This is a genomic window from Alteribacillus sp. HJP-4 (assembly GCF_042139015.1).
Lineage (GTDB): Bacteria > Bacillota > Bacilli > Bacillales > Marinococcaceae > JBHIKY01.
Genome location: NZ_JBHIKY010000021.1, coordinates 1 through 16,552 on the forward strand (window position 1 = coordinate 1; position 16,552 = coordinate 16,552).

Annotated in this window: 18 protein-coding genes; 12 read left to right on the forward strand and 6 right to left on the reverse strand. The window is 43.3% G+C overall.

Features of this window, described 5'->3' with window-relative positions; all coding sequences use genetic code 11:
- Positions 1-406: 406 nt before the first annotated feature.
- From ACE4RR_RS16325 to ACE4RR_RS16355, 7 genes are all read left to right on the forward strand, one after another.
- Complete coding sequence (locus tag ACE4RR_RS16325) at positions 407-1,591, forward strand: D-alanyl-D-alanine carboxypeptidase family protein (protein ID WP_375536505.1); 1,185 nt, start codon at positions 407-409, stop codon at positions 1,589-1,591.
- 27 nt (positions 1,592-1,618) lie between these two features.
- Complete coding sequence (locus tag ACE4RR_RS16330; protein WP_375536506.1) at positions 1,619-2,257, forward strand: CPBP family intramembrane glutamic endopeptidase; 639 nt, start codon at positions 1,619-1,621, stop codon at positions 2,255-2,257.
- Between the two features lie 220 nt (positions 2,258-2,477).
- A complete protein-coding gene (locus ACE4RR_RS16335) occupies positions 2,478-2,606 on the forward strand; it encodes a hypothetical protein (RefSeq protein ID WP_375536507.1) in 129 nt (42 codons plus the stop codon).
- A gap of 113 nt (positions 2,607-2,719) precedes the next feature.
- Entirely contained in the window at positions 2,720-2,875 is a 156-nt protein-coding gene (locus ACE4RR_RS16340; RefSeq protein WP_375536508.1) for a YfhD family protein, read from the forward strand.
- Between the two features lie 16 nt (positions 2,876-2,891).
- Positions 2,892-4,130, forward strand: a complete 1,239-nt coding sequence (gene bcbE / locus ACE4RR_RS16345; protein ID WP_375536509.1) for a bacillibactin exporter BcbE — start codon at positions 2,892-2,894, stop codon at positions 4,128-4,130.
- A 143-nt stretch (positions 4,131-4,273) separates the two neighbouring features.
- Entirely contained in the window at positions 4,274-4,402 is a 129-nt protein-coding gene (locus ACE4RR_RS16350; RefSeq protein WP_375536510.1) for a hypothetical protein, read from the forward strand.
- Between the two features lie 148 nt (positions 4,403-4,550).
- A complete protein-coding gene (locus ACE4RR_RS16355) occupies positions 4,551-4,688 on the forward strand; it encodes a YjcZ family sporulation protein (RefSeq protein ID WP_375536511.1) in 138 nt (45 codons plus the stop codon).
- 226 nt (positions 4,689-4,914) lie between these two features.
- Here ACE4RR_RS16355 and ACE4RR_RS16360 read toward each other — a convergent pair whose 3' ends face one another.
- From ACE4RR_RS16360 to ACE4RR_RS16370, 3 genes are all read right to left on the reverse strand, one after another.
- Positions 4,915-5,178: a hypothetical protein gene (locus ACE4RR_RS16360; protein WP_375536512.1), complete on the reverse strand. Its 264-nt coding sequence runs from the start codon at positions 5,176-5,178 to the stop codon at positions 4,915-4,917.
- A 212-nt stretch (positions 5,179-5,390) separates the two neighbouring features.
- Entirely contained in the window at positions 5,391-7,007 is a 1,617-nt protein-coding gene (gene abc-f / locus ACE4RR_RS16365) for a ribosomal protection-like ABC-F family protein (protein WP_375536513.1), read from the reverse strand.
- Between the two features lie 305 nt (positions 7,008-7,312).
- Positions 7,313-8,662 carry a TrkH family potassium uptake protein gene (locus tag ACE4RR_RS16370; protein WP_375536514.1) on the reverse strand — a complete coding sequence of 450 codons (1,350 nt, stop codon included), beginning with the start codon at positions 8,660-8,662 and terminating at the stop codon, positions 7,313-7,315.
- Between the two features lie 200 nt (positions 8,663-8,862).
- Between ACE4RR_RS16370 and ACE4RR_RS16375 the strand changes: the two genes are divergently transcribed.
- Positions 8,863-10,905, forward strand: a complete 2,043-nt coding sequence (locus ACE4RR_RS16375; RefSeq protein WP_375536515.1) for a catalase — start codon at positions 8,863-8,865, stop codon at positions 10,903-10,905.
- A gap of 110 nt (positions 10,906-11,015) precedes the next feature.
- On the opposite strand, the gene ACE4RR_RS16380 is transcribed toward ACE4RR_RS16375, so the two are convergent.
- A complete protein-coding gene (locus ACE4RR_RS16380; RefSeq protein ID WP_375536516.1) occupies positions 11,016-11,222 on the reverse strand; it encodes a hypothetical protein in 207 nt (68 codons plus the stop codon).
- A gap of 337 nt (positions 11,223-11,559) precedes the next feature.
- On the opposite strand from ACE4RR_RS16380, the gene ACE4RR_RS16385 reads away from it, so the two are divergent.
- Together ACE4RR_RS16385 and ACE4RR_RS16390 are read left to right on the forward strand one after the other, a co-directional pair.
- Positions 11,560-11,691, forward strand: coding sequence for a hypothetical protein (locus tag ACE4RR_RS16385; protein WP_375536517.1), 132 nt, complete (start codon positions 11,560-11,562; stop codon positions 11,689-11,691).
- Between the two features lie 202 nt (positions 11,692-11,893).
- Entirely contained in the window at positions 11,894-12,502 is a 609-nt protein-coding gene (locus ACE4RR_RS16390) for a metallophosphoesterase family protein (RefSeq protein WP_375536518.1), read from the forward strand.
- A gap of 247 nt (positions 12,503-12,749) precedes the next feature.
- Here the strand turns inward: ACE4RR_RS16390 and ACE4RR_RS16395 are convergent, their stop codons facing one another.
- The gene (locus ACE4RR_RS16395) at positions 12,750-13,838 is read right to left on the reverse strand and encodes a PRK06851 family protein (RefSeq protein WP_375536519.1); all 1,089 of its coding nucleotides are present in this window, start codon (positions 13,836-13,838) and stop codon (positions 12,750-12,752) included.
- Between the two features lie 238 nt (positions 13,839-14,076).
- On the opposite strand from ACE4RR_RS16395, the gene ACE4RR_RS16400 reads away from it, so the two are divergent.
- Positions 14,077-14,427, forward strand: a complete 351-nt coding sequence (locus ACE4RR_RS16400) for a PadR family transcriptional regulator (protein ID WP_375536520.1) — start codon at positions 14,077-14,079, stop codon at positions 14,425-14,427.
- A complete protein-coding gene (locus ACE4RR_RS16405) occupies positions 14,417-15,076 on the forward strand; it encodes a permease prefix domain 1-containing protein (protein ID WP_375536521.1) in 660 nt (219 codons plus the stop codon). The genes ACE4RR_RS16400 and ACE4RR_RS16405 overlap by 11 nt, the downstream gene beginning before the upstream one ends.
- 206 nt (positions 15,077-15,282) lie before the next feature.
- On the opposite strand, the gene ACE4RR_RS16410 is transcribed toward ACE4RR_RS16405, so the two are convergent.
- On the reverse strand, positions 15,283-16,335 hold the full coding sequence (locus ACE4RR_RS16410) for a M14 family zinc carboxypeptidase (protein WP_375536522.1): 1,053 nt from the start codon (positions 16,333-16,335) through the stop codon (positions 15,283-15,285).
- Positions 16,336-16,552 lie beyond the last annotated feature (217 nt).

Below are 16,552 nucleotides of genomic sequence, written 5' to 3' on the forward strand. Positions count from 1 at the left end.
CGGGCTGGGCTTGACGCTTCTGCGAGATCATCTACGATTGAAACATAGGGAAGAATGATCTGTAGCTGTCACCATCGCATCATTCCTATTCTGTTAAAGGGTGTCCACTTTCTTGACAGAGGTCCACAGTGTCCGCAGAACCCGTAGTTGCTCCCGGACATTTTCTGAAGTTTCTATGAATTCCGTTGCAGGCTTCGTCAGGCCAAATATGAGAAATAAGTACTGAGGAAAGACCTAGACAGACTATCCTTGACAATAATCGACACTATTCGAAATTACCATTGCCCTAATAATTTGATTTCATGTAAAATTGTTAGAGAATTGCAACATATACATAAGTATTTTGAAATATATCTTCTGTATTATAGACATGGTTAGACATAAATCGACAGGGAGGATCTCCGGTTTGGCACAATTTCCACGTACTACTTTAATTCTTATACTGCCAATTTTACTTATCACTTCCATAACACTCATCCCATTCACTGCAAGTGCCGCGGATTCGGAACAAGCCCCTTCCCTTTATAGTGAAACAGCTGTGTTAATGGATGCTGAGACAGGACAGATATTATATGGGAAGGATGCCTCGAGACAGATGAGCCCGGCTTCCATTACGAAGATTGCATCTGGAATCCTGGCGCTGGAGCAAGGTAAACTTGAGGACAGTGTAAAAATCAGTGAAGAAGCTGCCAATGTGGAAGGATCGACGGTGTACCTTCTCGAGGAAGAAGAAATGCAGCTCGAGCAGCTTATTCAAGGAATGCTTATCAATTCAGGCAATGATGCGGGGACAGCTATTGCCGAACACATATATGGATCGGAAGAAGAATTTTCTGCAGAGATGACCCGCTACTTAGAGGAAGAAACAGGGATCGAAAACACAAACTTTACGAATCCTCATGGTCTTTATGGGGAAGATCATTATACGACGGCTGAGGACATGGCTCGTATTACACGATATGCGATGGAAAATGAAGCCTTCCGCGAAATTGTCGCCACGAAAGAACTAGACTGGGAAGGTGCGGGCTGGGAAACGACTCTGCGCAATCACCATCAGCTATTATGGGACTATGAAGGGGCAACGGGAGTTAAGAATGGTTATGTGAGCCAGGCCGGCTTTACTCTCGTTACAACTGCGGACAGAGACGGCCGCGAACTGATCGCGGTCGTTATGAAAGCAGGCAGTAATGCCCAGGCTTATGAGGATACACAAGATCTTCTTAATTTTGGCTTTGATGAGTTTGAAAAACAGCAAACAGGGGAAGAGCAAACTATTCTTTCTCCAGATGGAACGGAATTTATCATTCCGGAAGACTTCACCTATTTAAAGAAACCGGGAGCCGAAACGTCGTTTGAGATTGAAGATGACGGCAATATGGCAGTGGTGGATGTTGAGAGCTCAGAGCATATTTATGAGCTGCAGCTTGAGCTCTCCGAAGATGTTAAACCGGAGGAAAAACAATCTGCTGCACCGCAGCAAGATTCCAAAGAAGAAAAAAACGACGAATCCTTTTTTGTGAGAAACTGGTCTGAGTTCGGCTACATCATGGCTGATATCATCCGCTATCAGGTCTATTTCTGGAGAAATTAATATTGAATGTCTGGAGAATATCTGCCTATGGAAAAACAACGATCTCTTCCTGAAGAGGATGTCACGCTTCAGGCTGTCTGGAAGAGCTTTGGCTTATTTGTCCTAGTCGGTATCCTCATCATTTTGATGTTTTACAACGAAGGACGCATTGAGCACCTGCTGGACGTGTGGAGCATTGATAACTTTGTGCTTTTTGCCAGTACAGGACTGATAATAGGAGGGCTTTTTGCATCCTTTACCATCGCCGTCTACAAGATGACGGAGCTGCAGCTTCCCGATAACGACTACACCCGCATCATTAAAGATTTATTGCATAAAAAATTCGGCATTATGACGATAGCAGTCGGCGCAAGTGTAGCAGAAGAGGTGCTTTTTCGAGCCGCCCTGCTTGGGGTGCTTGCTTTATATATTGGAGAAGTGCCAGCGTTGTTTTTAGTCGCGCTCATTTTTATGGCACTTCATATTCCGCAATATAAAGGTAGTCTGCTTATCCATTTTATCGTGTTTTTTATGGGAGTAGTTCTCGGCCTCCTGTTTTTGTGGACAGGGACCTTATGGGCTCCGATCATTGCGCACGGAGTGTATAATGCGATTATCGCCGTCTTAATGAAAATGGGAAAACTTGAGAAACCAGCAGCCGACGGGCAGGAACAGCCAGCTCAATAAGTAGTAGAGGTTTAGAAACGACCAGCCATTGGTCGTTTTTTTCGTTCTACTTTAAGAAGATTACAAAACTAAGGCGTTCGCTGTGTGGCCCGGAGAAAAACCAAGTTACTCTATTACAGGAACAGCATATGGACAGGAAATCCATTATTTTATAAAATTTTCCAAGATTCTATGGACTGGCGGACATGAGATGCGCTATTTGCCTGAATGGAGGGGGATTTTGCTTACTTTTCGGCCGATAATGGAACTCATGTCCGGCAATGTCGAAAATCCATACTGTGTGGAGTACACCGCGGAAAAGGAGGTGTCCGGAGAACCGGCCGCTAATGACCGCCAGGCTTTTCATTGAGAGGTCATACGCTGCTTTGAGGTCTTAGTATGTGGCAAATCAAAGATGGATAATAAAACATTTTCAGACGAATACTACGTCTATATTCAGAAAGCAGAAAGGAGGAAAAAGTAATGAAAAAGGAAAATAAAAACAAGGTCGTTCACAAGGAAAATATCGCAACGAACGAAGATGTTGAATATTCTGAGGAGCTCGCGGATGAAAACGATAGAAAAGCGAGAGAACGCTCCGAGGAAGCAGATAAACGTGCAATGAAAAAGAGAAGATAGCATATCGGAGGAACACATGAAAGAAAAACGATGGGACCTACTTGCGCTGGCGTCGATTCCGCTAATGATGACTCTTGGAAATTCGATGCTGATTCCAATACTTCCGCTGATTGAAAGGGAAATTAACATTACTCCCTTTCAATCGAGCCTGATTATCTCGGTGTATTCATTTATTGCTATTCTGCTCATTCCTTTTTCCGGCTATTTATCTGACCGGATAGGCCGGAAAAAAGTTATCATCCCAAGCTTAATACTGGTCGGAATAGGTGGTGCGCTTGCCGCCTACGCAGCCTGGCAGATGAAAAACCCCTATACAGTCATTCTCATCGGCAGATTTCTGCAGGGAGCCGGAGCATCCGGTGCTTTTCCAGTTGTTCTGCCGACCGTCGGTGACATGTTCAAACAAGAGGAGCAGGTCAGCCAGGGTCTTGGAATCATCGAGACAGCCAATACGCTCGGCAAAGTACTGAGCCCGATCGTTGGAGCACTGCTCGCTGTTATTATTTGGTATGTGCCATTCGTGGCCATTCCTATTTTGTCTTTTTTATCTGCTTTTCTCGTGATGTTTTTAGTGAAAGTTCCTAAACAAGAGGCTAAAGAAAAGACGAAAAATACATTTCATCATTTTAAGGATCAATTAAAGAAAACCTTTCACGATAACGGGCGCTGGCTTATGGTTGTATTTACCATCGGCGGTATTTTAATGTTTGTGCTCTTTGGCTTTTTGTTTCATTTTTCCTCTGTACTGGAAGAAAAATATAATATTGACGGCTACCAAAAAGGTCTGGTGCTCGCGGTACCACTGCTATTTTTATGCATTGCCTCATTTGTGAGCGGTAAAATCATCGGTAAAGACAAGCAGCGAATGAAATACTGTATCGCAGCAGGCACATTAGCTGCTTCTGTTTCTCTTTTTTTTATAAAAGTAGAACTGAGCCTGCTGCTTTTTATTGGTCTCCTTGCCATTGCCGGCACCGGTATCGGACTTGCACTGCCATGTCTGGATGCTCTGATTACCGAAGGGATCGAAAAAGAGGAGCGTGGTTTTGTTACCTCTCTATACAGCTCGATGCGATTTGTCGGAGTAGCTGCCGGCCCGCCATTGATTGCTGTGCTAATGAAAGAAAATGCAGGTCTTATATATATTACGCTTGCCGGCACCACTATTATAGCTGCATTAATGAGCGTATTTTGGATCCGGCCTTCTGATTCTGGGGAGGAAGAAGGAAAGCCCGAACCTAGCACAGTCAGATAAATTTAAAAAAACAGCCTGGCCCAGGAGCCAGGCTGTTTTTTTAAAAGGGATTGCGAAAAGAAATAGAAAGGTTAGTTTGTAATAGTGCAATAGTGAAGTGTGGCTTCACCATCGAAGCCCTTGAGGAGCCGGAGCCATCCCCTGTGCTGCTCGCCGGGGATTCAGGAATGATGGATGAACGGCGAAGACCGATGTTTTTAATTATTTCTTCTATGAAATCATTGAACGAAAGCGACCGGCCGCGGTCCAGCGTGAAAACATCCAGCTCGTAATTAAAGCAGTCATTTTGCGACACAGATGTGGATACGTATGTTCAATTTAAAGGAAATTAAGCTCATCCCCCTGCACATACCTATTCAAGAAATAAATAAGTACATAGGATGTGGAGAAAGAGTAATTTTATGAAAGGGGCGTGATCGCATGGGTGGTGGAGGCTACGGCGGAGGCGAAGGCTTTGCCCTGATAGTCGTGTTGTTCGTTCTGCTTCTTATTGCCGGGGCAGCCTGGTTCTATAATAATAATGGTTATAACGGAAATGGTTTCGGATTTGGTTTCTAATTCGAAGCTTGAAAAGAGGAGTCGTTCCCAACTGGACGGCTCTGTTTTTTTTGAGGCAGAAGAACACGAAATCGCATCAAGAAAGCTGGAGGGCACGAGGTCTTTGGTACGAAAAAGTCAGACGCCGGCCCCCTTACATAAAAAGAGAGACCGGCGTTTTTTTACGTTACTAATGTTAAAAAAGAGGTATTATTTATTTGGTTTGTCTGCAGCTGTTCGACAGCTATTAAGATTCTTCCTCTTCTGATTCTTCTTCCATATCCGTGCTGTCTTCTTCCGTTTCTTCCTCTTCCATACCATCTTGCATGTCGGACTCATCATCAGCCGGCTCTTCTTCTTCATTCATATCATCTTCAGCAGGAGCCTCTTCTTCCGTTGGAGCTTCTTCACCGGATGGTGCCTCTTCTTCATTTTCCCCGCCGCCACATGCGGTAAGTACACCAAAGGCCATCATTGCGGACGCAGTCGTTAAAAGCAGTTTCTTGTTCATACATTTCTCCCTCCACTCAGATAAGATGAATTGAAGCTGATGCGATCAGCTAAAAACATCCTAGCAGAAGGCTCAGGAAAGCGTCTATGCGATTCGTGTATTTTTGATGCTCGTTCTATACTTTCCCATGCATGTGGATAAATTTGGGTCTATTATAAAATTTTTGTAAGATTTATTGATTTATTTTTAAGATGATTAACGTAATGAGTTGACTATAGCTTTTTCATTATCTCAAGCAGTTCCTGCTCCAGTAGTGCTTTTTCCTCTGCGTTCTGAGAAGCGGCAATCCGGCCTTCGAGAGCCGTGCGCTGCATGTCGAGTACCAGGCGATCGGTTTTTCCGGTCTGCATCGCATCAGTTGGTTGTTTTTTTCGGTTGCGAAATTCGGAAAAAGTGCCCCGGAACAGCTCAACCTTTTCCTGTCCAATCGATAGGATATGATCGGTGGTCTTATCAAGAAAGGCCCGGTCATGTGTAGCAAATAAGATTGTACCAGGGTAGGCTGTGATCATAGCTTGAAGGGCATGCCTTGCCCGCAGATCAAGATAGTTGGTCGGTTCATCGAGCAGCAGCACATTATGTCTGGCAAGCAGCAGGGAGGCGATAGCAATTTTTCCACGCTCTCCTCCGCTCGTCTCTTTTATCCGGCGATGGACTGACTCTTGCTTAAATCCAATATTTGCGAGCACTGTCCTGATAAACGTTTCATCATGAAGGCTCTTCTCTGAAGCCTGCTCCAGAATGGTAGCTTCCTTATCAAGCAGCTTTAGTTTTTGGTGGAAATAACCAATATCCGCTTTTTGAGAAAGGGAAACGCCGGGCTTTTTTTCATACACTGCTGTTAAAAGCGTGGATTTACCAGCGCCATTTGGGCCGATCACGCCGACTTTCGCTCCTGGTGGAATGACACTTGAAAAAGCAGGGAAAAGGGTGCGTCGACCAGCCTGAAGCTGAAGATTTTCAAATGCCAGAGCCCGTTTACCATAAAGCTTTTGATGTGCATGCTCAGGGAAATCAATCGTTTCCCGCTCGCGTGGTTTAACTTTTTTCTCCAGCTTGTTGAGTCGATTCTCCATTGTTTTCGCGATGGCTGACATTTTTCCAGCTCGGTTTCGGATTCCGCCTTTATGAAGGCGTGCTTCTGAGTTTCCCATACGGGACGGGGCTTTATTCATCTTTTGAGAGCGTTCATGACGTTCTAGAGCCGCATTTTCAATGCGCTGCTTTTCTTTTTGGTATTTATCATATTCTTCCTGCTTTTGTTCCGTTTCCATTCGATGCTGGCGCATAAAAGCATCGTAATTTCCTTCATATTCCTTAAGCTCTCCATTTTCAAGCAGCCAGATGTTGCTGCACACCTTATTTAAAAAGGTTTCATCATGCGAAACGATAATCAGTGCGCCTCGAAAAGCACGCAGGCTTTCTTCAAGCTTTTCAATACCGTTCATATCAAGATGGCTCGTCGGTTCATCAGCAATCAGTAAGTCGGGATCACGACTGAGCGCCGCTGCTATTTTTGCACGTGATTCTTCTCCTCCGCTTTTTTCAGTATGCGCCGGAACGGCCCACTGCTTTTGGAGGACTCCTATTTCATCACCACCAAAATCATTTTCCAGCTGAGCAATATAGGCGAGTGTGCCATACAATTGACGCTGAGATGCCTCAAGTTTTGTTTCCCCTGCGATCATCTTCAACAGAGTTGATTTGCCCGTACCGTTATCGCCGACAAGTCCGATTCGTTCGCCATGATACACCTGAAGATGCGATATTGAAAACAACTTCCGTAATTCTGCCGATGCTTCTATTCTTGTCATTTCAAGTAACAGCATTCTCATTCCTCCTTTAGGCTTCATTCGGAGGGGAGTAAAAAAAGACCCCCTCCATCGATCAGGAGAGAGTCGTAACGTAGACAAAAGGATATAAATGTGCCGCAGGCAGGCGTAAATAAAATTTTCCGCAGGGCAGACCTTATAGCCAAAAAGTGCGTACGTATCCCATCTCCAGATCATCCGAAATAATTAAGTTTCCCGGCTGGTTTGATGGGTTATTACTTCATTGGCCTAAAGGTTCGCCTCCTTTTCAATATCTGTTTTAACCTTATAAAAACAATCGTGCGATGTCAAGCGCATTTTTCTTACCCCGTAAAAATATCATCGGTGGGATAGCGGACAGATGGTTTCTTTGGCTTCGCAATGGTAAAGGCAAGTGTCAGTGGCCCGACGCGCCCTATAAACATCATGATAATAATAATCTGCTTGCCGACTGCTGATAATTCCGGCGTCAGGCCCATCGAGAGGCCGACGGTTCCGAAGGCAGAAAAAGCCTCAAATAATATCATGATAAAAGGCGCGCTTCTTTCTGTGATGACAAGGACAAACACACAAATAAATATAAACGTGGAGCTCATTACAATGATCGACAGCGCTCTAAGAATAATGAGATGGCGGATCGCGCGTCCGAACACCACCGGTTCTTCTTCGCCCTTAAGAAAGGCAATACACGCAACAATCATAATCAAAAAGGTGGTCAGCTTAATCCCGCTCCCGGTAGAGCCGCTTCCTGCTCCGATAAACATTAAAAGAAGTGTCATCATTAAAGAATCCGTCCGCATGCTGCCAATATCGATGGAATTAAAACCCGCCGTCCGCGGGGTGACCGCCTGAAAATAGGAAGCCCATATCTTTTCATCGAGTGGAAGTGGACCAAGTGTTGCAGGGTTCGAAAATTCCAGGAAAAAGAATACCAACATCACGAATGAATTCACAACGAGCGTTCCGACAATCATCATTTTTGAATGAAGCGACAATGTCTTAAATTGTCTTTTGTGAAGGACATCAGCGATGACGGTAAATCCGATACCTCCGATAATGAAGCTGAAGGTGATAATTATATTTACGGCAGGATCGCCGACATATCGGGTCAGTCCATCCTCCCACAGGGAAAACCCAGCATTATTGAACGCTGAAATAGAATGAAAGACACTCGTGTACAAACCGAACTGCCATCCGTAATCAGGAACCCAGCGCAGCGCGAGAATCACGGCAGCCACTGTTTCGACGGTCAAGGAAAATAGGGCAAGCAGTCTGATAAGCCGGATTAAACCGCCAATAGACGTCGCATTGAGAGCTTCTTGAATCAGCAGTCTCTGCTTCAGTCCAATTCGTTTTCCAAACAGAAGAAAAATCAATACCGCAAAGGTCATTAATCCAAGACCGCCGATTTGGATAAGAACGAGGATAACAACCTGGCCGAAAACCGTAAACACGGTCCCTGTATCGACCACGACCAAACCAGTCACCGTTGTGGCGGAAGCCGCTGTGAAAAGAGCATCAATCCAGGAAATATGAACTGTCGCAGCAGCAGGAGTTTTCAATAAAAAGGTCCCAGCAACAATAACAAGCGCAAATGTCAACGCAAGAAACTGAGGCGGACTCATGTCGATCATCCACGGTTTAAAGCTTGTGGTCTTAAGCCTCTGCACCATTTCAGTCATCTTCTTCCGCAGTAATGTAAGTTTAATGAGATGAGATTACTCTTTATAAAGTGGAATGTCAATACTTGATTTTTATTGTGGTCGTCCCCGGGCATTATGAAGAAATAATACTAGTTTTCAATTATTATATCGTTTTATGTCGCCAGATAATGGGAAAAAAGTTGAGAGTCATATTTTGAGGAGGTATAAATGTGGGTGAGAATCATAATAAAAATAAAAAAGATGAACAGCTCGAGCAGTACCGGGTGAATGATGAAGGCAAAAAGCTGACGACCAATCAGGGACTCAAGGTTGCCGAAGATGAGTTCTCCTTAAAAGCAGGCGAGCGCGGCCCTACATTAATGGAGGATTTTCATTTTCGGGAGAAGATGACTCATTTCGACCATGAACGGATTCCGGAACGGATCGTACACGCGCGCGGCTTCGCAGCACACGGTGAGTTTCAGCTATATGAATCATTGAAAAAGTATACAAAAGCGGACTTCTTAAATGACACGTCAAAAAAGACGCCGGTATTTGTACGGTTTTCAACCGTGGCAGGCTCGCGCGGTTCCTCTGAAACGGTCCGGGATGCCCGCGGCTTTGCGACGAAATTTTACACAGATGAAGGTAACTATGATTTAGTGGGAAACAACATACCGGTATTTTTCATTCAGGATGCAGTTAAATTTCCAGATTTCGTGCACTCGGTAAAGCCGGAGCCGCATAATGAAATGCCGCAGGCAGCATCTGCCCACGATACATTCTGGGATTTTGTTGCAAACAATCAGGAATCGGCACACATGATAATGTGGGCCATGTCCGACCGGGCCATTCCGAGAAGCTTTCGGATGATGGAAGGCTTTGGAGTTCACACCTTCCGTTTAGTTAACGAGGAAGGAAAATCCCATTTCGTAAAATTTCACTGGAAGCCAGTGCTTGGAACGCACTCCCTCGTTTGGGATGAAGCTCAAAAACTGTCTGGAAAGGACGCTGACTTTCACCGCCGTGATCTCTGGGAATCCATTGAAAACGGCGAATATCCAGAGTACGAGCTCGGCATTCAAGTGATTAAGGAAGAAGATGAATTCAGCTTTGATTTTGACATACTGGATCCGACGAAGCTGTGGCCGGAAGAAGACGTGCCTGTTCAGCTTGTTGGTAAAATGACACTGAACCGCAATGTGGACAACGTGTTTGCAGAAACAGAACAGGTGGCGTTCCATCCGGGCAGCGTTGTACCGGGGATTGACTTTTCGAACGATCCGCTTCTGCAGGGACGGCTGTTTTCTTATACCGATACTCAGCTGATCCGCTTAGGCGGCCCGAATTTCCATGAGCTCCCAATCAACCGTCCCGTCTGTCCATTTCATAATAACCAGCGCGACGGCTACGGACGTCAGACAATCAACAAAGGACCGGTGAGCTATCATAAAAACTCAATTGCCTCCAACACCCCGGAACCTGCAAGCGAAGCAGAAGGAGGCTACACGCATTACGCTGAAAAAATCGATGCCCATAAGGTCCGGGCCCGCAGTGAAAGCTTTAAGGATCATTTTTCTCAGGCGACGATGTTTTGGAACAGCATGAGTGATCCTGAAAAAGAACATCTTAAGGAAGCATTCAGCTTCGAGCTCGGCAAATTAGGCAGTGAATCAATCCAGCAGCAGGTTGTTGACATGTTTGCAAATGTCAGCAGAGAGCTTGCTGTCGATGTGGCAAATGCTATTGGTGTGAAGGAGCCGGAAGGCGGAGGTTCTGAAGTTACAAAAGCCTCTCCAGCACTCAGTCAGGAAAACACGAAGCATACTGCGGAAACGAGAAAAGTCGGTGTCATTATCTCAGATAACTTTAACGGGGAGGAAGTCACAAAAACTCTGGCACTATTGAAAAAAGAAGGCATAATTCTCGAGGTCATCAGTGATAAGCTTGGCAGGCTGAAAGGAACGACCGGCACCGAACTGGCAGTCGACCACACTTTTCTGACCGGCGAATCCGTCATTTTTGATGCTCTTTATGCAGTCGGCGGCAATGGTACGGATAAAAAATTCAACCATGATGCTGAATACTTTATTAACGAAGCGTTTCAGCACTTCAAGCCAATAGGGGCTACCCACGAAGGCAAGCGCTGGATTAAAGAAAATGAGCTGGAAAACAGTCCTGGTGTCATCGTCAGTGATGATATGGATGATTTTGCCGAAAAGTTCACCAGGGCAGTGGCCGCCCACCGTCACTGGGAACGCAGTATCGTCTAACCTTCATGTTTGCAAAAATAAACGGAGTCCTGGATATTGATCCCGGGCTCCGAAAATATGAAAACGTCTATTATCACTTTTGAGATTCCTGCAGATTTTTTATTCACTCTTTACGACGTACGCTGAATTCCAGTGTTCGGATTATTGCTGAAGTTAGAATAATTGTGAACCATGCGCTGCAGATCTTTATGCCCTTCTCTCACCTTCAATGTTTGATTAATGATTTTCTGAAAACCTTCCAAGTCCTTATCAGATGCATTCAATACCGATTTGGAAATTCCTTCGGCCATTTGTTGTAAGGAGTTATCGCGGGTCATGAATAACGACCACCTTTCTTCTGATTTTTCGGACTTCTTTTATGTCCTACCTACAAATTTTACATAAACGATAAATATCCTGCTGGGACTGCTTGAAAACTTATATACATATCTCCCCACATTAATGGCAGAAGTTCCTAATTTCTACATGTGAAATATCTCCGAATGAAAAAAACTCTGGAAATCGCTTTGATTTTTATCGTAAAAGCAAACTTATTGTAATACGATTATTGCAAAAAATATTTTGGGTAATCCGTCACATTTTAGAACAAATATTCGCTGTGCAACAAATTTAAATGGATAAATGTTACAATGTGTTGAAAAGGTGGGTGAGAGGATGGATGAAGAAGATAAATTATATCAACAACTTCAGAAAGAATTTCAAAAGAGTGTAAAACGAAGCCTAAATACAAAAGAAAAAGAATTTATAAGATGGATGGCTGAAAAGGCACTATCCAAAAAAGGCTAGTGACGACATGTTACCTGAAATTAATGTCCTCTTCTGATGTATTTCAGGTCCTGTTTGTTTCTAATTTATAAATTACCAGCCTATAACTTCAACCTTCAATATATTTAGGTCGAGATCGAAATACTGCAAGTAATTTTTTAAATAGATTGTTTTGGCTTTCCAATTAGTAGTTGTAAAAATCTTATAAGGTGGAGGACAGAAAATGCGGTACCTCGCTGTTTCAGATATCCACGGAGAAATGAGCAAATTAGAGGAAGTATTACAAAAGGCCTCATATGATCCTGGGCAGGACCAGCTAATATTACTTGGTGATTATATCGACCGCGGCCCTCATTCCAAGGAAGTGATCGATAAAGTAATGGAGCTGGTAGAAAAAGACGGAGCGATTGCCATCAAAGGAAACCATGATGACCTTTTCATCCGTTCAAAATACGAGCAGGAAATGAAAGAGCTCTGGGAAATGAATGGAGCAACCACGACAATTGAATCCTATGGAGAAGACATGGAAAAGCTTGAAGCGCACCGTAAATGGCTCGAGAACAACCTGCAGCTTTATTATGAAACAGAAGATTACATTTTTGTGCACGGTGGTCTGATGCCTAATGTTCCTCTAGACGAGCAGGAGGAGAGAACGATGCTTTGGATTCGGCACTCCGAAAAAGTCGGACTTGGCAAAACCATTATCCATGGCCATACTCCTGTCCGGGAAATCACATATGATGAAGACCAGATCGATATTGACACCGGAGCAGCTTACGGCGGAAAGCTTACTATGCTGGAATTGCCGAGCCACAATATCTATACCGCTTGATTTTAAGGCAAAAAAGTGACTGAGACTGAACCGTCTCTGAGATTAAACTACGCTTCCGTTTATCAAAAATGATAGCCGGAAGCGTTTATTATGATGCTTTACGAATTTTCTTATCCTTTAATCAATAAAGGTAATCTTTCTAAAGTGCAAGTGAGTTTGCGCAGGGAAGATCAACCTCTTTATATAACCTCTCTTATAGAAAACTCACCCAAAAGTGAGGGCATTCTTCATTTACTGTCCCAGAATTTTACGTGCTGGCCTGCTTCTCTAACTGCAGTGTCAGCATTTTATAAATATTTACAGTAACGGCAGGGTCCATTGCTTCAGCGTACATATTTTCAAGCTTTTCATTGATCTGACTGGCTTCTTTTAAATATGCAGCTCCTTTTTTCATCCACGTTTTGTAGCCTGCTGTGTGCTCCTGTATCGCCTCCGCATATTTTTCATCAGTTCCCGGCGTCACCACCTGTTTATAAAGGTCTACAATTTCGTCACTTTCCTGATCGGGAAAATATTCATGAGGATCCGTACTGTCAAATACACAAACTCCTAACTCTCTGACAATTACCATATCAATACTTTCCGGGTCAAAGCCGCAATGGTACAGCTCAACAATGTAACCTCTTTCCTCTGCTTCAGCAGCAACCTTCTTTAAAAGTGTTGATTTTCCCGTCCCGGCTCTCCCTTTAATAAAATATCGCTTGTTCAAATTTTCCGTGAGGTTGGGGATAAAATCTACGACACCGGATGGAGTGGAAGCACCGAAAAACCGATGCTTTGTGAAACCTTTCTTCCCGGACGGCTTTCTCTTTTTAAAAATTTTTTTAATCAGCTCATCTGCGGTTTGATCAGCTTTGTCAAAGTTCATTTCGTTTATATAGATTTTTTCAAGTTCATCATGAACATGCAGGCCTGTTTTAAATGCTTCATGTGAATTTTTATATGCGGCTTTAATTCCGTCCTTGTAAGCTACGAGCGTCTCTATTTTTTCCTTCAGCAGTTCTTCGTTAATTCCTTCATAGGTATTTACGGCTTTTTCAGTTGATGCATTACATACAAACGAATGGGAAGAGCCGTCATATAACCCAATGCTTAACTGAGGAATGATCACCCCATCAAGAGCTTCATGGTCTGCTGAGCAATGAATTTGTTCAACATCATAACCTTTGTTATGCCATTCTGCTGCGATCTTCTTCAACAAATTTGATTTCACCGTACTTGACGGCCCCTTTAGCACAAATACCCGTTCCAGCCCGTGAAAATTCGAAGCATATAACGGATAAAAGCCTTTGGCTGTATGATCTCCGGCAAAATAGTGCAGAACTCTGCCCGTCATTTAACCACTCCCCAGCAACATATTAAATAAACGTATTTCTCCGTTATACTCTATGCATCATTCTGAACAGGAATGACCACAATACAAATTCTCACGCAGAAAACCTGGCTCACGTTTGGATTATAAAGCTTTTTAAGATCTGGTTCCTGTAATTTCACATATATAATACTATTTATAACATATTACATTGACATACACAGTAATATGTTATAAATTATATATCAGGAGGTGAAGTATTGTGAGCGGAAGAATATCGACCGATTTAATACGAGGCAATACCGTCACGATCATATTAAATATTTTGAGGCAGGGAGACAGCTACGGTTATCAAATATATAAAACGATTACTGAATTAAGTAATCATCAATATGAATTAAAAGAAGCCACGCTCTATACCGCGTTCCGGCGTCTGGAAAAAGATGGACATATCCTTTCCTATTGGGGAGATGAATCCCAGGGGGGAAGACGGAAATATTACCGGATTACTGAGGAGGGGCAGATGCTCTATGAGCAGAACAGAGAGGATTGGTTATTTGCGAAGGACATTTTGGATGACTTAATCAAAGGAGAGATATCAGATGATAAATAGTAACAGCAAGCTTGATCGAAAGATAGATAACTATATTAATAAGCTTTTTGCAGAGGTAGGCGAAAGCCAGCAGCTGTTTGATTTAAAAGAAGAGCTTCATACGAACCTTAAAGAAAAAATCGCGGACTATAAGTCCCAGGGCATGGAGGAGGAGCAGGCGTTTAAAGAGGCAACTGTGTCGATGGGAGATTTAAGCGGACTTGTGGAGGAAATGAGAGAAATCGGGCGCGATAAAACAAAACAAACCATTTATACTTCCATGGCTAACCGTATTTCTACGGCGGGCATTGTAGTAGGCACGCTGCTGATTTTGTTTGGTATACTCGTTTCTCTTCTATTATATGCGATGGGAAATCCATTAGAGTCTGTAGCAGGATCAACGATTTTTGTTGTCTTCGGGGGAGCATTTCTTACGTATTCGGCTTTAACAAGAGAAACGCAGAAGAAATTTGGGATGAATAAAGTACGGGCGCTCCTTTACGCAGTATCGATCGGTCTGCTTCTTTTCGCAGGACTCGCTTCAGCTACCTCAGGATTTGCTACGCAAGAATCCTTCATAGCTGTCGCCTCATTGATACCTTTCGTCTTGTCCGGCGTTGGTCTATTCCTGGCATTGATATTCACTGGTCAGCCACGCAGAAAGCATTAAGCGAAATACGAGGTGAAAACTTTCCCCTGATAAAAATAATTAAGGCTTGCCGCCAGATTCAAATGGCGTAAGCCTTATTTTTTTATTTTATTAGAATAAACTTTCTAAAGTTCACGCTGATCTATTTTCGTGTAAACGAATAATTACAACAAACTCCACATCCCAAAGTGTCTTCTTCATTCTTTAGCTATGGCGCTATTTAACAGTTACTCTTCCACGGTATGCTGTTCTGGGAGTGTGTCCCACATACTCGTATCTGCTGTTTCTATCGAATTGTCCGCTAATGCTTTAATTGTTCCCATCATCGCTGCTTCAGCTTGATCAATCAAGTCATCACTGTACTGGTGCTCTAAAATACCTAGTTTGTTGGGCGAGTCAGAGAGTCCTCTGTTTTCAAAAAGCAATGTCGGAATGTCATAATTCACAGCCAGATTGTTCCTCGCCATTGAAGTAAGAGTGCTCTCGCTGTGGTAGCGTGCGATATTGCTGTAATCTTTAGGCTCAATACTGTCGTAAACGACGGCTCCAATTTTTTTGGAGTTATCAAGTACCTCTTCTGAGATATTATCATTGGTAGGGTAAAGCAGGGCACTAGTTACAATTTCCCCATCCTCTGTGGCACGGTTCGCAATTTGATGGTGAAAATCAATAGCATAATCGATGTCATATTCTTGCAGGACATTCTCATGCAGCGCCCTTGTTTCCGGCTGTGATAATGAATTATGGGTCCGATTTAAATTAATGCCATCCGCGTTATTTCTCGTCTGCAGACCCCCGCGGTACAAATTAGATGCATCCCAATCCACATCCCCCTCTGCTCCGTCCAGGTTTAACCGCGGAACGATGAGAATATTTACGTCCTCGAGTAATTTCGTTTTGTGTTTGCTGCCAGCGGAGAACTGCTCAATGATATCCAGAGCTGACTCCGTTACCAAGGATTCATTGCCATGCTGTTGAGTTAAAAATAAAACTGTTGGATTATCCGAATCAATGTGGCCGTCCTCACTCAATGTTACCAGGGAAAGCTCCCGTCCCTTCACAGATTCGCCGATCGTCTCGACCGTAACATGCGGTGATTGCTGATCTGCATCCTCCAGTAAATCAGACATTTCTTCGTAGTTTGTGAGACTCTCCATTTTCAGTAATTGCTCGTCTTCACCTGAGTCTGCTGCGTAAGAAAATTCAGGAGTCAAAGGTACGGCTAAAAAAAAGAAGGAGAACAATCCGGCTAACGCTGCCTTCGAAAAATTTTTCATCATACATAACCCTCCTATATTTAGTATATTAATAAAATTCAAAATCTTAATATAAAAATCCTTCCAATTTTTAGTAAATGAATCATAAGGCCACCACTACTATATTCACAATGTTTTATATGCGTTTCCGAAAAATCAACATAGAGATGGATATGCTTTTTATTGCTAATCATTTTATTAGAATAGTCTTGTAATAAAAGTATTAATAAGAAGGAGCGCT

Bases quoted from the DNA above. Each gene is read 5' to 3' on its own strand.
- ACE4RR_RS16330 (WP_375536506.1), top strand. From the start codon at position 1,619: ATGGAAAAACAACGATCTCTTCCTGAAGAGGATGTCACGCTTCAGGCT.
- ACE4RR_RS16340 (WP_375536508.1), top strand. From the start codon at position 2,720: ATGAAAAAGGAAAATAAAAACAAGGTCGTTCACAAGGAAAATATCGCA.
- bcbE (WP_375536509.1), top strand. From the start codon at position 2,892: ATGAAAGAAAAACGATGGGACCTACTTGCGCTGGCGTCGATTCCGCTA.
- ACE4RR_RS16355 (WP_375536511.1), top strand. From the start codon at position 4,551: ATGGGTGGTGGAGGCTACGGCGGAGGCGAAGGCTTTGCCCTGATAGTC.
- ACE4RR_RS16360 (WP_375536512.1), bottom strand. From the start codon at position 5,178: ATGAACAAGAAACTGCTTTTAACGACTGCGTCCGCAATGATGGCCTTT.
- abc-f (WP_375536513.1), bottom strand. From the start codon at position 7,007: ATGCTGTTACTTGAAATGACAAGAATAGAAGCATCGGCAGAATTACGG.
- ACE4RR_RS16370 (WP_375536514.1), bottom strand. From the start codon at position 8,662: ATGGTGCAGAGGCTTAAGACCACAAGCTTTAAACCGTGGATGATCGAC.
- ACE4RR_RS16380 (WP_375536516.1), bottom strand. From the start codon at position 11,222: ATGACCCGCGATAACTCCTTACAACAAATGGCCGAAGGAATTTCCAAA.
- ACE4RR_RS16385 (WP_375536517.1), top strand. From the start codon at position 11,560: ATGGATGAAGAAGATAAATTATATCAACAACTTCAGAAAGAATTTCAA.
- ACE4RR_RS16390 (WP_375536518.1), top strand. From the start codon at position 11,894: ATGCGGTACCTCGCTGTTTCAGATATCCACGGAGAAATGAGCAAATTA.
- ACE4RR_RS16395 (WP_375536519.1), bottom strand. From the start codon at position 13,838: ATGACGGGCAGAGTTCTGCACTATTTTGCCGGAGATCATACAGCCAAA.
- ACE4RR_RS16405 (WP_375536521.1), top strand. From the start codon at position 14,417: ATGATAAATAGTAACAGCAAGCTTGATCGAAAGATAGATAACTATATT.
- ACE4RR_RS16410 (WP_375536522.1), bottom strand. From the start codon at position 16,335: ATGATGAAAAATTTTTCGAAGGCAGCGTTAGCCGGATTGTTCTCCTTC.